Source organism: Saccharothrix texasensis, assembly GCF_003752005.1.
Classification (GTDB): Bacteria; Actinomycetota; Actinomycetes; order Mycobacteriales; family Pseudonocardiaceae; genus Actinosynnema; species Actinosynnema texasense.
This window is the reverse complement of sequence record NZ_RJKM01000001.1, coordinates 6156324-6172019: the sequence shown is the minus strand read 5'-3', so window position 1 is coordinate 6172019 and position 15696 is coordinate 6156324. Positions and strand designations below refer to the sequence as shown.

The following is a 15696-nucleotide window of genomic DNA, read 5'->3' as shown; positions in this document are numbered from 1 at the left end:
CCCGCGATAGTGATGATCACAGCTGCGCAAGCTGTCAGAAGCGCGGCGGTGGGCGGGCGTGTCACGATTCCCCATTGTTCCACTCGAGCGTGAGCTGTCTCTCGGTCTCCGAGTACTGACAGGTCACTAAACTCCCCGACCATTGCCGCTCCAGTCCCAGGGTTGCCAGGAGGTAGGACGTCGTGTCGCTGCGCAAGGTCCTCGTCGCCAACCGGGGCGAGATCGCCGTCCGGGTCATCCGCGCCTGCCGGGACGCCGGTCTGGCCAGCGTCGCCGTGTACGCCGACCCCGACCGGGACGCCCCGTTCGTCCGGCTGGCGGACGAGGCGTTCGCCCTGGGCGGCAGCACGCCCGGTGACAGCTACCTGTCCATCGACAAGCTCCTCGACGTGGCCAAGCGCGCGGGCGCGGACTCGGTGCACCCCGGCTACGGCTTCCTGTCCGAGAACGCCGACTTCGCGCAGGCCGTGCTGGACGCGGGCCTGACCTGGATCGGGCCGACCCCGCAGGCCATCCGCGACCTGGGCGACAAGGTCACCGCGCGGCACATCGCGATGCGCGCGGGCGCGCCGCTGGTCCCCGGCACGAAGGACCCGGTCGCCGGCCCGGACGAGATCATCGCGTTCGCCGAGGAGCACGGCCTTCCGGTGGCGATCAAGGCGGCGTTCGGCGGCGGCGGGCGCGGCCTCAAGGTGGCCCGGACGCTGGAGGAGATCCCCGAGCTGTTCGACAGCGCGGTGCGGGAGGCCGTCACGGCGTTCGGCCGCGGCGAGTGCTTCGTGGAGCGGTACCTGGACAAGCCGCGGCACGTCGAGGCGCAGGTGCTGGCCGACCAGCACGGCAACGTGATCGTGGTCGGCACCCGCGACTGCTCGTTGCAGCGCCGCCACCAGAAGCTGGTCGAGGAGGCGCCCGCGCCGTTCCTGACCGACGAGCAGCGGGCCGAGATCCACCGGTCGGCGCGCGCGATCTGCAAGGAGGCCGGCTACCACGGCGCCGGCACGGTCGAGTACCTGGTCGCGGTGGACGGCACGATCTCGTTCCTGGAGGTCAACACCCGCCTCCAGGTCGAGCACCCGGTCAGCGAGGAGACCTCGGGCCTGGACCTGGTGCGCGAGCAGTTCCGGATCGCCGCCGGCGAGGTGCTGCGGCTCACCGAGGACCCGACCCCGCGCGGCCACTCGATCGAGTTCCGCATCAACGGCGAGGACGCGGGCCGCAACTTCCTGCCCGCGCCGGGCGCGGTCACCACGTTCACCTCGCCGTCCGGCCCCGGTGTCCGGGTGGACGCGGGCGTGGAGAGCGGCACGGTCATCGGCGGCCAGTTCGACTCGTTGCTGGCCAAGCTGATCGTCACCGGCGAGGACCGGGCGCAGGCCCTGGAACGGGCCCGGCGCGCGTTGGACGAGATGGTGGTGGAGGGCATGGCGACCGTGCTGCCGTTCCACCGGGCGATCGTGCGCGACCCGGCGTTCGTCGGGTCCGAGGACGGCTTCACCGTGCACACGCGGTGGATCGAGACCGAGTTCGACAACACCATCGCGCCGTTCACCGACAGCGCGGAGGCCGAGGAGGACGAGCCGCGCCAGACCCTCGTGGTCGAGGTCGGCGGACGTCGGCTGGAGGTCTCGCTGCCCGGTGACCTGGCGATCGGCGGCGGTGGCGGCGGCGGGGCGAAGGCGGGTGTGAAGGCCAAGCCGCGCAAGCGCGCCGGCGGCAAGGGCGGCGCGGCGGTCTCCGGCGACGCGGTGGCCGCGCCCATGCAGGGCACGATCGTCAAGGTCGCGGTCGAGGACGGGCAGCAGGTCGAGGCGGGCGAGCTGATCGTCGTGCTGGAGGCCATGAAGATGGAGAACCCGGTCACCGCGCACAAGTCCGGCGTCGTCACCGGGCTGGCCGCCGAGCCGGGCGCGGCGGTCACCCAGGGCACGGTCATCTGCGAGATCAAGGAATAGGCTCACCCGTGTGAGCGAGCGGGACATCCGGATCGGCGACGCCGAGCGTGAGCACGCGCTCGAACTGCTCGGCACGCACCTGGGCGAGGGGCGGTTGACCGTGGACGAGTACGGCGACCGCTCCGCCCGGGTGACCACCGCGAAGACCCGCGGTGACCTGTACGCGCTGTTCGCCGACCTGCCCGCGCCCCGGCCGCGGTTCACCCGGGTGGAGCCGCCGGTGACGCCACCGGCGGTGGCCGCCCGGCGCGGCTTCCCGCTGGAGTTCCGGGTCAGCACCGCGGCCGTCACGGCGGTCGCCATCGTCAGCGTGGTGTTGTTCTTCCTGGCCAAGACGCCGCTGGTGTTCCTGCTGATCCCCGCCGTGATGCTGCTGATCGGCCGGATGGGCAGGCGTTGAGCGCGCCGTCGCTGCTGCTGCTCGACCTGGACGGCGTGCTGCGGCGGTTCCCCCCGGACGGGCCGGTCGAGGACGCCTTCGACCTGCCGCGCGGCACGCTGGCGCGGGTGTCGTTCTCCCTGGCCGGTCCCGCGGTCGCCGGCCGGGCCACGGACGAGGCGTGGCGCGCGGCCGTGCGGGAGCAGTTGGTCGTCGAAGGGCTGTCGCCGGCACGCGCGGCCGACGCGGTGGCGGCGTGGACGCGGGTCGGCGAGGTGATCCCCGAAGCGCTGGACCTGGTGCGCCGGGTGCGCGAGCGGTGCCGGGTGGCGCTGCTGTCCAACGCGACCGACCGGCTCCCGCGCGACCTGGCCGAGCTGGGGCTGGACCGCGAGGTGGACGCGGTCGTGTCGTCCGCGCGGCTCGGGGTGGCCAAGCCTGCGCCCGAGGCCTTCCGGCGCGCGCTGCGGGTGCTCCAGCACTCGCCTTCGGGGACGTTGTTCTGCGACGACAACCCGGTGAACGCCGACGCGGCGCGGACCATCGGCATCGACGCCGTGCACACGCCCGACTTCCCCGCGCTGCGCGAGGCGTTGTCGTCGCGGGGCTTGCTCGACGGCGGCGCCGGCGCCGGACCGTCCGGGACCACCGGTCCGTTGTTGCTGGTCCTGCACGACCGCGCCGACGCGGAAGAAGCCGCGGACGAGCTGGGGGCGGCCGGCTGGTCGCCGTGCGCGGTGCACAAGGACGTGCTGGCCGGCGAGGACGACCTGGAGGACGCCGACTGGGTGGTGGAGCTGGCCACCGGTCCCGACGACCGGCCCGCCTCCGCGCACCGCGGGCTGCTCGAAGAGCTGGCCGGGCGCTACGACGGGTTCGTCACGGACTAGTCTCCCGGCGCATGGAGGCCGTCGAGATCAACGCGGGTGAGTTCTACCTGCGCCAACTCCGCGCGGACGACCGCGTCGACGACCGGCCGGCGCTGGTCGGCGGCGGCCTGTGCCCCGACTTCGACGCGGCCGGCGCGCACATCGCCGAACGCGCCGACCAGTGGCACACCGAAGAAGCCTGTTCCTGGGCCGTGTGCGACCAGCTCACCGGAACGGCCGTCGGCGAGATCTCCCTGACCCGCTCCGGCGAACTGCACTGCTGGACCACACCCGACCTGCGCGGCAACGGCATCGCGACCCACGCGACCGGCGCCGTGCTGCGGTTCGGCTTCGGGTTCCTCGACCTACCGCTGATCACCGCCAGACCCCCGGACGACGCGGCCAGGCGGGTGGCCGCCAAGTGCGGCTTCACAGCCGAGGGTCCACTTGGCGTGTGGACCCGGCTACGGTAGGTGTCCATGAGGGGTGCTCGGGTGCTCACCGCCACGCTCTGCGCGATGGCGATGGCCTCCTGCACCCCCGCACCGGACAAGAAGGCCGACGGCCGGGTCGACGAACCGCTGCCGCCCACGACCACCACCATGTCGCCGTTGCCTCCCAGGCCGCTTGAGCTGCGGTTGGACGACGCCGACCCGTGCGAGGTGCTCTCACCCGAACAGCGCATCGCGCTGAGCCTGGACAACCCGCCGAGCGCATATGTGGAAGCGGGCTTCGGCAACGCGAAGGCGTGCACCATGCGCAGCAACATCAGCGGGAACGTCGTGCGCCTCGCGCTCGTCACAGCAGAGGGCGTCGGCGTGTGGCTCAGCGAGAACGCCCAGGTCCGCGCCGAGCAGACCGCGGTGGCCGGTTTCCCCGGCCTGACCGTGCGGACGCCCGGCATGGACAACGTGTGCAACGTCGAGGTGGACGTCGCGGAGGGGCAGTTCCTCGACGTGATGTTCCGCGACGGCGGTAACGAAAAGGCGGCCAAGCAAGACGTTCTGTGCCAAGGAGCGCAACGGGTGGCAGAAGCGGCGGTGGTCGGTTTGCGGCAACGGCGCTGATCCACGCGGGGGATGTGGGCTCCACCCACTCCCCGCTGTCGTACCGGGTGGCTAGAGTGACCTTGCGCGAGAACGCGATGCGTGACGGGAACGAGGAAGGCGGGAGGTTGCCCATGCCGTCGGAAGACCGCGGCCACGGCGCTGACACGGGCTCACCACCGCCCCTGTCGCACACGTTGAACGTCGAACCCAGCGCGATCCCCGGCCTGCGCAGCGCGTTCGCAGGCGCGTTGTCGAAGCTGGACGAGCAGATCGAGCAGGCCATCACCGAGGTCAGGGTCCGTCCCTGGGCGGGCGACCCGGTGAGCCAGGACGCCGCGGAGCGGTTCAACGAGCGGTCGCTCGAGTCGGGAGACTCGGCGCTGATCGCGTTGGAGAACTACCAGCGGCAGCTCAAGTCGGCCATGGACGCGCTCACCCTGGTCGAGCAGCAGTACCAGTCCATCGAAGAAGACAACACCGGGTTGATGGGACAGCAGGGCAGCCGCTGAGCGCCCGGCGCAGGCAAGGGGAGCGTTCATGCCCGATGGACACCGCTGGAGCGGGTACAGCCACGAAGAGCTGTACGAGCAGATCAACTCGGGGCCGGGGCCCAAGGCCTCGCACGCCTCGATGGAGCGGTGGCAGGGCGTCTCCGCCGCGTTGACCGAGATCAACGCCGACCTGCACGCCGGCGTGCTGAAGTCCGGCGCGTCCTGGGAGGGATCGGCCGCGGACAAGGCGCGCACCGGCATCAACCCGCTGGCCGCGTGGGCGGACGACGCCCGCGCCGGCGCGGAGGTCATGCGCATCTCGGCCGAGCGGCAGGCCGACTACATCGCCAAGGCGCGCGCGGACATGCCGCCGCCGGTGAAGGTGACCGCGGAGCAGCCGAACCTGCTCGTCAGCGCGTTGACCGCCCTGGTCGGCGGGCAGACGGACTACGAGAAGCAGGAGAAGGCGCAGAACGCGGCCGAGCAGCGGGCGCGCGAGGTCATGACGACCTACGCCTCCAGCACCACGTCCAACACCAGCACGCTGGGGCAGTTCCACCAGCCGCCGCAGTTGGTGATCAACGCGCCCGACCTGGCGCGCAACGACTCGGCGGGGGTGTCCGGGCCCGGTTGGGGCTACGGCGGCCCGCGCGGGTGGCGCGGCGGCGGCGGTCGGGGCGGGTGGCGCGGCGGTCGCGGCGGCGGCAGCGGTCGGGGCGGTTACCCGGCTCCGCGTCCCGCGACGCAGCCCTCGTTCGGCGGGTCGACGGGCACCTCGTCGGCGGGCACGTCCGGTTCCACCCGGGCCTCGTCGGCCGCCTTACCGCCGTCGACGTCGAGCACGGGCGCGTTCGGGCCCGGCGGCGTGATCGGCGGCACGGGTGGTCAGCAGGACAAGGACCGGCGCAAGGCCGGCTCGTCCTCTTCTTCGTCCTCGGGCGCCGGCTCGGCCTCCGACACGACCAGCGGGCAGCACGCCGCCGGCGCCAACCAGCACCTGCTGCCCGGCGCGGGCGGTGGGCCGCTGCCCAGCGGCACGACGTCGGTCAGCTCGGTGGAGATCGGGGCGTTCGCGGCCAGCACGCAGCACGCGGCGACGGCGGGACCGGGCGCGGCGACGGGCGCGATGCCCGGGGCCGCCGGTCAGGCCGGCGGTGGCGACACCGTGCACAAGCGCAGCGTCGCGGCGCCGGTGCAGCCCGCGTTCGACCCGTTCGGCGGTCTGGGCGGGCCACGTGGCGCGGAAGAGGAAGAAGACGCCACGCACGACGCCGCCGACTACCTCCGGGAGACGGACGACATCTACGGCATCGGCGGGATCATCTCGCCTCCGGTGATCGGGGAGAGCACCACCCACTGATGACGACGTTCGGCTTGGACCTGGGCAGCAACGACCTGCGCGAACCCGTGACGATCTCGGCGCTCGAGTTCGACGTGCTGTGGGAGCACCTGCGGTTGGAAACCATGCCGCTGGTGCTCAAGGTGCCGTCACCGGGCAAGACGCACGCCGAACGGGCCGAGCTGGAACAGCAGGCGTGGAGCGGGCTGGACCGGCGCGGCCTGGGTCGGCCGGTGTCGTTGGACCCGGTGCTGGAAGACCTGCTGCACCTGCTGAACCGGCCGCAGCAGGAGGTGGACGGGCGGCTGTGGCTCGGGCACAGCGTCCGCGTGCTGGCCGCCGCCAAGGGCCAGTCCGGCGTGCTGGCGGTGCTCGCCCACGACCAGCTGACCCTGCGACCGGCGTCCGCCGAGGGCCTGCCCCGCGAGGCGCTCTCCGTGCTGCCGCCGCTCGGCGCGGGCCCCGGCCACTCCGTGACGCTGCCCAGCGCGGACCTGGACGCCGCCGCCGCGGGGGCGAACACCCCGGACGACCTGTACCAGGGCCTGCTGGCGCGCGGCATCCGCCAGGAGGACGCCCGCACGTTGGCCGACATGTTCCAGGACGCGGGCAACCGGGGCCAGTTCGGCGCCGCGAGCCGCGACAAGTGGGGCAAGCGCGTGCGCGAGGACCGCGTCGTGTCGTTCTTCGACAACCCCCACGGCCGCTACGTGCAGCTCCGCCGGGCCACCGCGGGCCAGGAACCGTGGAGCACCGTCTCCCCCGTCGACACCCGCCGCCTGATCCACCACCTGGAATCCCTCACCACCCCGTGAGTCCAACCTTCACGTCGCGTGAGTCGTACGTTCAGAGCACCTGAATTCAACGCTCACGTACCGCGATGGCCCACGATCAGGTGAACCGTGTACGGGATCGGGGGTCTCGCCACTCGGTTATGCATGATCCAACTGCCTCCTGGCCTGCACGGCGCCTACCCCCGCACGCGGCTGCACGACCGCATCGGCGCCCCAGCGGTGAGCCGAGCCATCCGCGACGGCCACCTGATCAACTACAGCCGCACGGTCGTCATCCAGCGGCAACGCATGACCGACCTGCGCACCCGAGCCGCCGCCGCGCTGCTCATGGCCGGGCCGGACGCCGTGCTGACCGACCACACCGCCGCCTGGCTGCACGGCTGCACGGCCGCCGAGACCAACCGAGTGCACCTTCTCCTGGACTACGACCGCAGGGTCCGACCCCGTCGTGACGTCGCCGTCCACTACCACCAGTACGACCCGGCCGACGTGATCCAGGTCGAGGGCCTGCGCTGCATGGTCCTCGACTACGCCATCGCCGACCTGCTCTGCCGGGCCCGTCACCGCTCCACCGCTCTGGCCTGCGCGGATCAGGCACTCGGCGCCCTCCAGCCGGAGCAGCGGGCCGCGTTCAAGGCCGACCTCGCCGTGCGCCTGGCGACCCGTCGTGATCATCGTGGCCGACGGCAGGGCGCGTTCCTCCTGGACCTCGCCACGGGCCTGCCCGAGTCACCGTCGGAGAGCGCGCTCCTGCTCACCATCGCCGAAGCCGGTTTTCCGCTGCCCGAACTCCAGTACTCCGTCCGCGACCTGGACGACCGCGAGGTCTGGCGACTGGACTTCGCCTGGCCGGACGTCCGCGTGGCGCTGGAGTACGACGGCTACGCGGCGCACGTCGACAAGGCCGAGGCCGACCAGGCCCGTGACGAGGACCTGCGGCGGCGCGGCTGGAAGGTGCTCCACGCCGACGTCTCGGACCTGCGCATCCCCACCCGGCTGTTCCGACAGCTGAGTGTTGAACTCGGGGGTCCTGAACGTAGGACTCACGCGTTCTGGGTGTAGGACTCACGCGCCGTGAAGGTTGGACTCTCGCGCGGGGGTTGGTTAGGGGCCGATGCCTTGGCACGGGCGGGTGCGGAGGTCGGAGACGTAGTCGTCCGGGGCGCCCGCGGCTTCGGCGGCGTCGGCGACGACGCCGATGTAGCGGGCGGAGGGCAGACCCCCCTCGTAGGCGTCCAGGACGTAGAGCCAGGCGGTCACCGAACCTTCCAGGGTCTGGACGCGCAGGCGGATCTTCTTGTAGAGACCGAGGGCGCCTTCCCAGCGGTCGAGGCGGGACTCGTCACGCGGGCTCACGTCGTAGAGCACGCAGAACACCTGTGAGTCCGGGTCCTCGACGATGGTGGCGAGCGCGCCCTCCCAGCCCAGGTCCTCGCCACCGAACGTCAGACGCCATCCGGCGAGCCACCCGGTCCCCGCCATGGGGGAGTAGGGGGCTCGCTCCATCATCTGGTTCGGGTCCATGTTGGACCCGTACGCGGCATAGAGCGGCACGACGACAGCCTAGCGACCTCGCGATCACCGCGAGGTACCAGAAGACCGGACGACACACCCCGACACCCGACCGCGTACGGTTACCAACGGCCGCGAGCGGCGCAAACAGCGCGAAAAGACGTTGGAGAAGAGCGGTGCGAACAGCGCCGAGACCACGAGGAGGACGTGTCGTGACCCGCATCGTCATCATGGGCGGTGGCCCCGCAGGTTACGAGGCGGCACTGGTCGCGGCCCAGCACGGGGCCGACGTGACCATCGTGGAACGCGAGGGCGTCGGTGGCGCCTGCGTGCTCTACGACTGCGTGCCGTCGAAGACGTTCATCGCCTCCGCGGGTGGCCGCAGCGCCTTCCGCAACGCCGGTGAGCTGGGCATTCGCACGAACAACGCGGAAGCGGCGGTCGAGCTGCCGGTCGTCCACGGGCGGGTGAAGGGCCTTGCGCTCGCCCAGTCCGCCGACGTCCGGGCCCGCCTGCAGCGCGAGGGCGTGCGGATCGTCAACGGCGTCGGCAAGTTCTGCGACAACGCCCGCGGGCTCGCCCAGCACGAGGTCGTGGCCATCGCCGAGGACGGCACGAAGGAGGTCCTGCCGGCCGACGTGGTGCTGATCGCGACGGGCGCGACCCCGCGGGTGCTGCCCGGCGCCGAGCCCGACGGCAAGCGGATCCTGACGTGGCGGCAGATCTACGAGCTCCCGGAGTTGCCGGAGCACCTGGCCGTCATCGGGTCGGGTGTCACCGGCGTGGAGTTCGCCTCCGCGTACACGGAACTCGGTGTGAAGGTGACCATGGTCTCCAGCCGCGACCGGGTGCTTCCGCACGAGGACGCCGACGCGGCCGTGGTGCTGGAGGACGTGTTCGCCGAACGCGGCACGGCGGTGGTCAAGCACGCCCGCGCGGACCGGGTCGAGAACGTCGGCGACGGCGTCCTGATTCACCTGGAAGACGGTCGCACGATCGAGGCGAGTCATGCGTTGATGACGGTCGGCTCCGTCCCGAACACCACCGACATCGGCCTGGACAAGATCGGCATCGAGCTGGGCCGCGGCGGGTACATCCCGGTCGACCGGGTGTCGCGGACGAACGTCGCCGGCGTCTACGCGGCGGGCGACTGCACGGGCCTGCTGCTGCTCGCGTCCGTCGCCGCCATGCAGGGCCGCATCGCCATGTGGCACGCGCTGGGCCAGGGCGTGAGCCCGATCAGGCTCAAGACGGTCGCGGCGAACGTGTTCACCAACCCCGAGATCGCGTCCGTCGGCATCAGCCAGCAGGCGATCGACTCCGGCGAGGTGCCCGCGCGCACGATCATGCTGCCGCTGGCCACCAACCCGCGGGCCAAGATGGAAGGCCTGCGCCGCGGTTTCGTGAAGCTCTTCTGCCGCCCCGCGACCGGTGTGGTCATCGGCGGCGTCGTCGTCGCGCCCAACGCCAGCGAGCTGATCCTGTCGATCACGCTGGCCGTGCAGAACCAGCTCACGGTGGACGACCTGGCCACCACGTTCTCGGTGTACCCGTCGCTCACCGGGTCGATCACCGAGGCCGGCCGCCAGCTCATGCGCCACGACGACCTGGACTGAGCCGGAGGGGCGCCGCCCAGGGCGGAGCGGCGCCCCGAGGATCACTCGACCCAGTCGAAGGTCCTGGTCACGGCCTTCTTCCACTGCGCGTAAGTGGCCGCGCGGGTGTCGTCGTCCATGGCCGGGTCCCACTGCTTGTCCTGCGCCCAGTTCTGCCGGATGTCGTCCTCCGACGCCCAGAACCCGACCGCCAGGCCCGCCGCGTAGGCGGCGCCGAGCGCGGTGGTCTCGTTGACCACCGGCCGGATCACCGGCACACCCAGGACGTCCGCCTGGAACTGCATCAGCAGCTCGTTCACGACCATGCCGCCGTCGACCTTCAACGACTTCAGCGGCACGCCCGAGTCGGCGTTCATCGCGTCGATCACCTCACGGGTCTGGAACGCCGTCGCCTCCAGCACCGCGCGGGCCAGGTGGCCCTTGTTCACGAACCGGGTCAGGCCGACGATCGCGCCACGCGCGTCCGACCGCCAGTAGGGCGCGAACAGGCCCGAGAACGCGGGCACGAAGTACGCGCCGCCGTTGTCCTCCACGGTCCGGGCGTGCTCCTCGATCTCGGCGGCCGACGAGATCATCCCGAGGTTGTCGCGCAGCCACTGCACGAGCGAGCCCGTGACCGCGATCGAACCTTCGAGCGCGTACACCGGGGCCTGCGAGCCGATCTTGTAGCAGACCGTGGTGAGCAGGCCGTTCTCGCTCATCACCTTGTCCGTGCCGGTGTTGAGCAGCACGAAGTTGCCGGTGCCGTAGGTGTTCTTGGCCTCGCCCGGCGACAGGCACGCCTGCCCGAACGTCGCGGCCTGCTGGTCGCCGAGGATGCCCGCGATCGGCACGCCGGCCAGCGCGCCGCGGGCCCGGACCTTGCCGTACTCCTCGGACGAGGACCGGATCTCCGGCAGCATCGACAGCGGCACGCCCATGTCGGCCGCGATGCCCTCGTCCCAGCTCAACGTGTCGAGGTCCATCAGCAGCGTGCGGGACGCGTTGGTGGGGTCGGTGACGTGCACGCCGCCGTCCACCCCGCCGGTCATGTTCCACAGCACCCAGGTGTCCATGTTGCCGAACAGCAGGTCGCCGGCCTCGGCCTTCTCCCGCGCGCCCTCGACGTTGTCGAGCACCCAGCGGATCTTCGGGCCGGAGAAGTACGTGGCCAGCGGCAGGCCGGTCTTGTCCCGGTACCGCTCCTGGCCGCTCTGCCCGTCCTTCTGGCCGAGCGCCGCCAGGTCCTGGCAGATCTTGTCGGTGCGGGTGTCCTGCCAGACGATCGCGTTGTACACCGGCTGCCCGGTGGTCCTGTCCCAGACGAGCGCGGTCTCGCGCTGGTTGGTGATGCCGACGGCGGCGATGTCGGCGGTGGTCAGGTCGGCCTTGGCCAACGCGCCGGCGGCCACCTGCCTGACGTTGGTCCAGATCTCGTTCGCGTCGTGCTCGACCCACCCGGCCTTCGGGAAGATCTGCTCGTGCTCCTTCTGGTCGACGGCGACCACGCGGCCCGAGTGGTCGAAGATCATGCACCGGGTCGACGTCGTGCCCTGGTCGATCGCGGCCACGTACTTCGTCATGCGCTGGAGTCCTTTCAGACCGGGAGAACCAGGTACAGGAGACCGGCGAGCAGGCCGCCGACCAGCGGGCCGACCACCGGCACCCAGGCGTAGCCCCACTCGGCGCTGCCCTTGTCGCGGATGGGCAGGATCGCGTAGGCGATGCGCGGCGCGAGGTCGCGGGCCGGGTTGATGGCGTAGCCCGTCGGCCCGCCGAGCGAGGCGCCGATGCCGATGACGACGAACGCGACGCCGGCGTAGCCGAGGGCGGAGTTGCCCAGCTGCGGCACGCCGTCCGCGGTCTCCTTCGCGGCGGGGCTCAGCAGGACCCAGGCGACCAGCGCGAACGTGCCGATGACCTCGGTGACGACGTTCCAGCCGGCTTTGGGGATGGTCGGGCCGGTGCAGAAGATGCCGCGCGTGCCCGCCGGGTCGTCGTGCGCGTCGAACTGCGCCTTGTAGGCCAGCCACGCGAGCACGGCGCCGATGAACGCGCCGACCATCTGACCGGCGAAGTAGATCGGGACCTGGTCCCACGGGGTCTTGTCCGCGACGGCCAGGCCCAGGGTCACCGCGGGGTTGAGGTGCGCGCCGCTCGGCGCGGCGATGCTGGCGCCCGCGAAGACCGCGAAACCCCAGCCGATGTTGATCAGGAGCCATCCGCCGGTGTTGCCCAACGTGTCCTTGAGGACCACGTTGGCGACGACACCCGCACCCAACAGGATCAGGATCGCGGTGCCCAGCATCTCCCACACGAAGATCGAGCCACTGCTCACTCGCCGACCTCCTCGCCTTGACAGGAGGCAGCACGGTCCGGGTCCGGCGGCGCTGCCCACCCCACAATGGGGCTTGACGCTAGTTCCGGCCTGATCAGTTGTCCACGGGTGGCGTACCGGCGGGTAACGTGGTCGAGTCAGTCCTGGTCCGCCCGGTCGGTTCGAGCATCAGGGAGGCGTCAGTGGTCACTCGCAAGCAGTACCCCGCCACCGCGGGCCGGCTGGGACCGCTCGAACGCGCGGAGTCCTGGGACCGGCTCGGCTCGGAGACGTTCGACCTGGTGATCATCGGCGGTGGCGTGGTCGGCGTCGGCTCCGCGCTGGACGCCGCGACCCGCGGCCTGCGGGTGGCCTTGGTCGAGGCGCGTGACCTGGCCTCGGGCACGTCCAGCCGCTCGTCGAAGCTGTTCCACGGCGGGTTGCGGTACCTGGAGCAGCTGGAGTTCGGGCTCGTGCGCGAGGCGCTGCGGGAACGCGAACTCATGCTGACCCGGCTGGCTCCGCACCTGGTCAAGCCGGTGCCGTTCCTGTACCCGCTGACGCGCCGCGGGTGGGAGCGGCCGTACACCGCGGCCGGGCTGCTCATGTACGACACGATGGGCGGCGCGCGGTCCGTGCCCGGGCAGAAGCACCTGACCAGGGCCGGCGCGCTGCGGCTGGTGCCGGCGTTGAAGCCGTCCGCGCTGATCGGCGGCATCCGGTACTACGACGCCCAGGCGGACGACGCGCGGCACACCATGATGGTCGGCCGCACGGCGGCGCACTACGGGGCGGTCGTGCGGACGTCCACGCAGGTCGTGGGCTTCCTGCGGGAAGCGGACCGGGTGTCCGGCGTGCGGGTGCGCGACGTGGAGGACGGGCGGGAGACGTCCGTGCGGGCGCACGCGGTGATCAACGCGACCGGCGTGTGGACCGACGAGCTGCAGCGGCTGTCCGGCAGTCGCGGCCGGTTCCGGGTGCGCGCGTCGAAGGGCGTGCACATCGTCGTGCCGCGGGACCGGATCGTGTCCGAGTCGGGGTTGATCCTGCGCACGGAGAAGTCGGTGCTGTTCGTGATCCCGTGGCGGAATCACTGGATCGTGGGAACGACCGACACCGACTGGAACCTCGACCTGGCGCACCCGGCGGCGACCCGGTCGGACATCGACTACATCCTGGAGCACGTCAACGCGGTCCTGGCGACACCGTTGACGCACGACGACATCGAGGGCGTCTACGCGGGGCTGCGGCCGTTGCTGGCCGGGGAGAGCGAGTCGACGTCGAAGCTGTCGCGCGAGCACGCGGTGGCCCGGGTGGCGCCCGGGTTGGTCGCCATCGCCGGCGGCAAGTACACGACGTACCGGGTGATGGGCGCCGACGCGGTGGACGCGGCCTCGGTCGACCTGCCGGGGCGGCTCCAGCCGTCGATCACGGACAAGGTGCCGTTGATCGGGGCGGACGGCTACCACGCGCTGGTGAACCAGGCGGACCAGCTGGCCGCGCGCTACGGCCTGCACCCCTACCGGGTGCGCCACCTGCTGGACCGCTACGGGTCCCTGGTGCACGAGGTGCTGGGGTCGGCGGACGCGGAACTGCTCAAGCCCGTGCCCGGCGCGCCCGACTACCTCCAGGTGGAGGTGGTCTACGCGGCGTCGCACGAGGGGGCGCTGCACCTGGAGGACGTGCTGACCCGGCGGACCAGGATCTCGATCGAGTACCCGCACCGGGGCGTGGAGTGCGCCCTGCCCGTGGCGCGGCTGATGGCGGGCGTGCACGGTTGGGACGACGCCATGGTGGCGCACGAGGTGTCGGTCTACACGGCCCGCGTCGACGCCGAGCGGGCGTCGCAGGCGGAGCCGGACGACCAGGCCGCCGACGCCGTCCGCTCGTCCGCGCCGGAGGCCCGGCCGGAGATCATCGAGCCGGTGAGCTGAGCCGGTGGGCTGAACGACCTCTGAGGACGAAGAGAAACACTGCCCACAAGTCCGGCGATAACCGGTGTGATACGGGACTCGTATCAGGTGTCGAGAGCTGTTACGGGTCCACTGACGTCCACTGACAGGGTGAATTATTTGACCCGATCGATTGAGTCACCGGCTGCCGCCCAGTTGGCACAACGAGCTACGGAACTCTGGCTGAATACCAGTCGCGTCCATCCGACGAGATCACTGGAGATGGCCATGGTCCGAGCTGCGATTAAGTTCGGCCACATCAGCGACATGTCCATCCTCGCGACCGTGATCGACGCGGTTCCCGGTGTTGGGGAGAGCTTGAAGGTGTTCCGCCCGCTTGAGGTGGAAAAGTTCCTCAACAGTTCGAGCCAGCGGAAGTACGCCATCGAGCAGGCAAGCAGCGTGTCCTTCAAAGGGCTGCTGCAACGGTGGCCGGACTTGAGTCGCTACGGGCAGGAGTTGCCGTCCTTCACCGCCGGCCAGGACTACCGACTGGACTCCATCCTCGAGTGGCAGGCAGCCCGCCCGGACTACGCGAGAAAAGACCTGACAGAGGACTTCACGATCGCCGGCACACCGCATTGGCTGAGAACCCTCGCCATGGTGGTGCAAGCCCACTACTCGACCCGAACGACGCTGCCGCTGTTCAACTTCATCCGCAAGGCGGGCAATGCCGCGCGATCGAATGCGGCGAAAGATCTCCGTCGGCTCGCGAGCGCGATCGAGGAGGTCGAGGACATCACTCAGGCCCACGACACGCTGATCATCATGCCGATGGGGAATCGGCTCTTCATTCGCCCTGCGAGCTTTCTCGCCTCGGGCCTCGTGGGCACTTCGACGGATCCGGCGAGGGTCACCGCGGCCACGCTGGGAGCCACGAATGCGATTTCGGGCTTCTCGGCCGAGGCCATCGCTGAACTGGAGGACCTGGTCAACTCGACCAGCGCGCGGGAGTCGGACTTCCAGGCGTTCTTCGAAGAGAACCCCCAATTCCTCCTCGGGGTCGACTACCAAAGAGCCGTTCCCCACCCGGTGCTGCGACGGGAGGACGATCCCGACCTCATCCCGGACTTCATCCTCCTCCCTCACGCCGAGGACTCCAGAACACCGAAGATCGTCGATCTGAAGCTTCCCCGCGTGAACCTGGTCCGACGCAAGACGAACAGGCTCGGGTACCTGGCTTCGGTGCAGGAAGCGCACGACCAACTGGTCGAGTACCGGAACTACTTCGCGGATCCGGCACGAGCCAGGGAAGCACGAGCCCTGATGGGGACAGAGGTCTTCATGCCGGACATCTGTGTCGTGATCGGCCGGTCGTCCGCCTTCGGCAGCAACTTCGAGCGACAGAGAGTGCGGGCGACGGCACCGGGACTGGAGCTGCTCACATATGACGACGTCCTGGCGAAATCGCGCCGACTCGTCTCCTGACGCAAAGTGCCACGGT

At 70.8% G+C, this 15696-nt stretch carries 15 protein-coding genes; 12 read left to right on the top strand and 3 right to left on the bottom strand.

What is annotated here, in order from left to right; all coding sequences use genetic code 11:
* The first annotated feature begins 182 nt into the window (after positions 1–182).
* The 9 genes from EDD40_RS27335 (at position 183) to EDD40_RS27295 (ending at position 7938) form a co-directional block, all read left to right on the top strand.
* Complete coding sequence (locus tag EDD40_RS27335) at positions 183–1955, top strand: acetyl/propionyl/methylcrotonyl-CoA carboxylase subunit alpha (RefSeq protein ID WP_123745461.1); 1773 nt, start codon at positions 183–185, stop codon at positions 1953–1955.
* Positions 1956–1965: 10 nt separating this feature from the next.
* Positions 1966–2355 (top strand): DUF1707 SHOCT-like domain-containing protein, encoded by a 390-nt coding sequence (locus EDD40_RS27330; protein ID WP_123745460.1) that lies wholly within the window; start codon positions 1966–1968, stop codon positions 2353–2355.
* The gene (locus tag EDD40_RS43775; protein WP_123745459.1) at positions 2352–3224 is read left to right on the top strand and encodes an HAD family hydrolase; all 873 of its coding nucleotides are present in this window, start codon (positions 2352–2354) and stop codon (positions 3222–3224) included. Before EDD40_RS27330 ends, EDD40_RS43775 begins: the two co-directional genes overlap by 4 nt.
* A gap of 11 nt (positions 3225–3235) precedes the next feature.
* Entirely contained in the window at positions 3236–3676 is a 441-nt protein-coding gene (locus tag EDD40_RS27320) for a GNAT family N-acetyltransferase (protein ID WP_123745458.1), read from the top strand.
* Between the two features lie 6 nt (positions 3677–3682).
* On the top strand, positions 3683–4270 hold the full coding sequence (locus EDD40_RS27315; RefSeq protein WP_123748314.1) for a DUF3558 domain-containing protein: 588 nt from the start codon (positions 3683–3685) through the stop codon (positions 4268–4270).
* Between the two features lie 113 nt (positions 4271–4383).
* The gene (locus tag EDD40_RS27310) at positions 4384–4761 is read left to right on the top strand and encodes a transcriptional regulator (RefSeq protein ID WP_123748313.1); all 378 of its coding nucleotides are present in this window, start codon (positions 4384–4386) and stop codon (positions 4759–4761) included.
* Positions 4762–4789: 28 nt separating this feature from the next.
* Positions 4790–6103 (top strand): PPE domain-containing protein, encoded by a 1314-nt coding sequence (locus EDD40_RS27305; protein ID WP_123745457.1) that lies wholly within the window; start codon positions 4790–4792, stop codon positions 6101–6103.
* Positions 6103–6897, top strand: coding sequence for an ESX secretion-associated protein EspG (locus tag EDD40_RS27300; protein ID WP_123745456.1), 795 nt, complete (start codon positions 6103–6105; stop codon positions 6895–6897). Before EDD40_RS27305 ends, EDD40_RS27300 begins: the two co-directional genes overlap by 1 nt.
* 123 nt (positions 6898–7020) lie before the next feature.
* The gene (locus EDD40_RS27295) at positions 7021–7938 is read left to right on the top strand and encodes a hypothetical protein (RefSeq protein WP_211348243.1); all 918 of its coding nucleotides are present in this window, start codon (positions 7021–7023) and stop codon (positions 7936–7938) included.
* 42 nt (positions 7939–7980) lie between these two features.
* Here the strand turns inward: EDD40_RS27295 and EDD40_RS27290 are convergent, their stop codons facing one another.
* Positions 7981–8430, bottom strand: coding sequence for a gamma-glutamylcyclotransferase family protein (locus EDD40_RS27290; RefSeq protein ID WP_123745455.1), 450 nt, complete (start codon positions 8428–8430; stop codon positions 7981–7983).
* Positions 8431–8600: 170 nt separating this feature from the next.
* Here EDD40_RS27290 and EDD40_RS27285 point away from each other — a divergent pair, with 170 nt between their 5' ends.
* Positions 8601–10004, top strand: a complete 1404-nt coding sequence (locus EDD40_RS27285) for an NAD(P)H-quinone dehydrogenase (RefSeq protein WP_123745454.1) — start codon at positions 8601–8603, stop codon at positions 10002–10004.
* Positions 10005–10045: 41 nt separating this feature from the next.
* Here the strand turns inward: EDD40_RS27285 and glpK are convergent, their stop codons facing one another.
* Complete coding sequence (gene glpK / locus EDD40_RS27280; protein WP_123745453.1) at positions 10046–11566, bottom strand: glycerol kinase GlpK; 1521 nt, start codon at positions 11564–11566, stop codon at positions 10046–10048.
* Between the two features lie 14 nt (positions 11567–11580).
* Positions 11581–12321 carry an MIP/aquaporin family protein gene (locus EDD40_RS27275; RefSeq protein ID WP_123745452.1) on the bottom strand — a complete coding sequence of 247 codons (741 nt, stop codon included), beginning with the start codon at positions 12319–12321 and terminating at the stop codon, positions 11581–11583.
* A gap of 182 nt (positions 12322–12503) precedes the next feature.
* Between EDD40_RS27275 and EDD40_RS27270 the strand changes: the two genes are divergently transcribed.
* Both EDD40_RS27270 and EDD40_RS27265 read left to right on the top strand, forming a co-directional pair.
* Complete coding sequence (locus EDD40_RS27270; protein WP_123748312.1) at positions 12504–14234, top strand: glycerol-3-phosphate dehydrogenase/oxidase; 1731 nt, start codon at positions 12504–12506, stop codon at positions 14232–14234.
* A gap of 240 nt (positions 14235–14474) precedes the next feature.
* Positions 14475–15680, top strand: coding sequence for a Shedu anti-phage system protein SduA domain-containing protein (locus EDD40_RS27265; RefSeq protein ID WP_123745451.1), 1206 nt, complete (start codon positions 14475–14477; stop codon positions 15678–15680).
* The last annotated feature ends 16 nt before the right edge of the window (positions 15681–15696 follow it).

Excerpts from the sequence above, each read along its gene's own strand:
- EDD40_RS27305 (WP_123745457.1), top strand. The coding sequence starts at position 4,790 with ATGCCCGATGGACACCGCTGGAGCGGGTACAGCCACGAAGAGCTGTAC.
- EDD40_RS27315 (WP_123748314.1), top strand. The coding sequence starts at position 3,683 with ATGAGGGGTGCTCGGGTGCTCACCGCCACGCTCTGCGCGATGGCGATG.
- EDD40_RS27300 (WP_123745456.1), top strand. The coding sequence starts at position 6,103 with ATGACGACGTTCGGCTTGGACCTGGGCAGCAACGACCTGCGCGAACCC.
- glpK (WP_123745453.1), bottom strand. The coding sequence starts at position 11,566 with ATGACGAAGTACGTGGCCGCGATCGACCAGGGCACGACGTCGACCCGG.
- EDD40_RS27310 (WP_123748313.1), top strand. The coding sequence starts at position 4,384 with ATGCCGTCGGAAGACCGCGGCCACGGCGCTGACACGGGCTCACCACCG.
- EDD40_RS27265 (WP_123745451.1), top strand. The coding sequence starts at position 14,475 with ATGGCCATGGTCCGAGCTGCGATTAAGTTCGGCCACATCAGCGACATG.
- EDD40_RS27295 (WP_211348243.1), top strand. The coding sequence starts at position 7,021 with ATGATCCAACTGCCTCCTGGCCTGCACGGCGCCTACCCCCGCACGCGG.
- EDD40_RS27320 (WP_123745458.1), top strand. The coding sequence starts at position 3,236 with ATGGAGGCCGTCGAGATCAACGCGGGTGAGTTCTACCTGCGCCAACTC.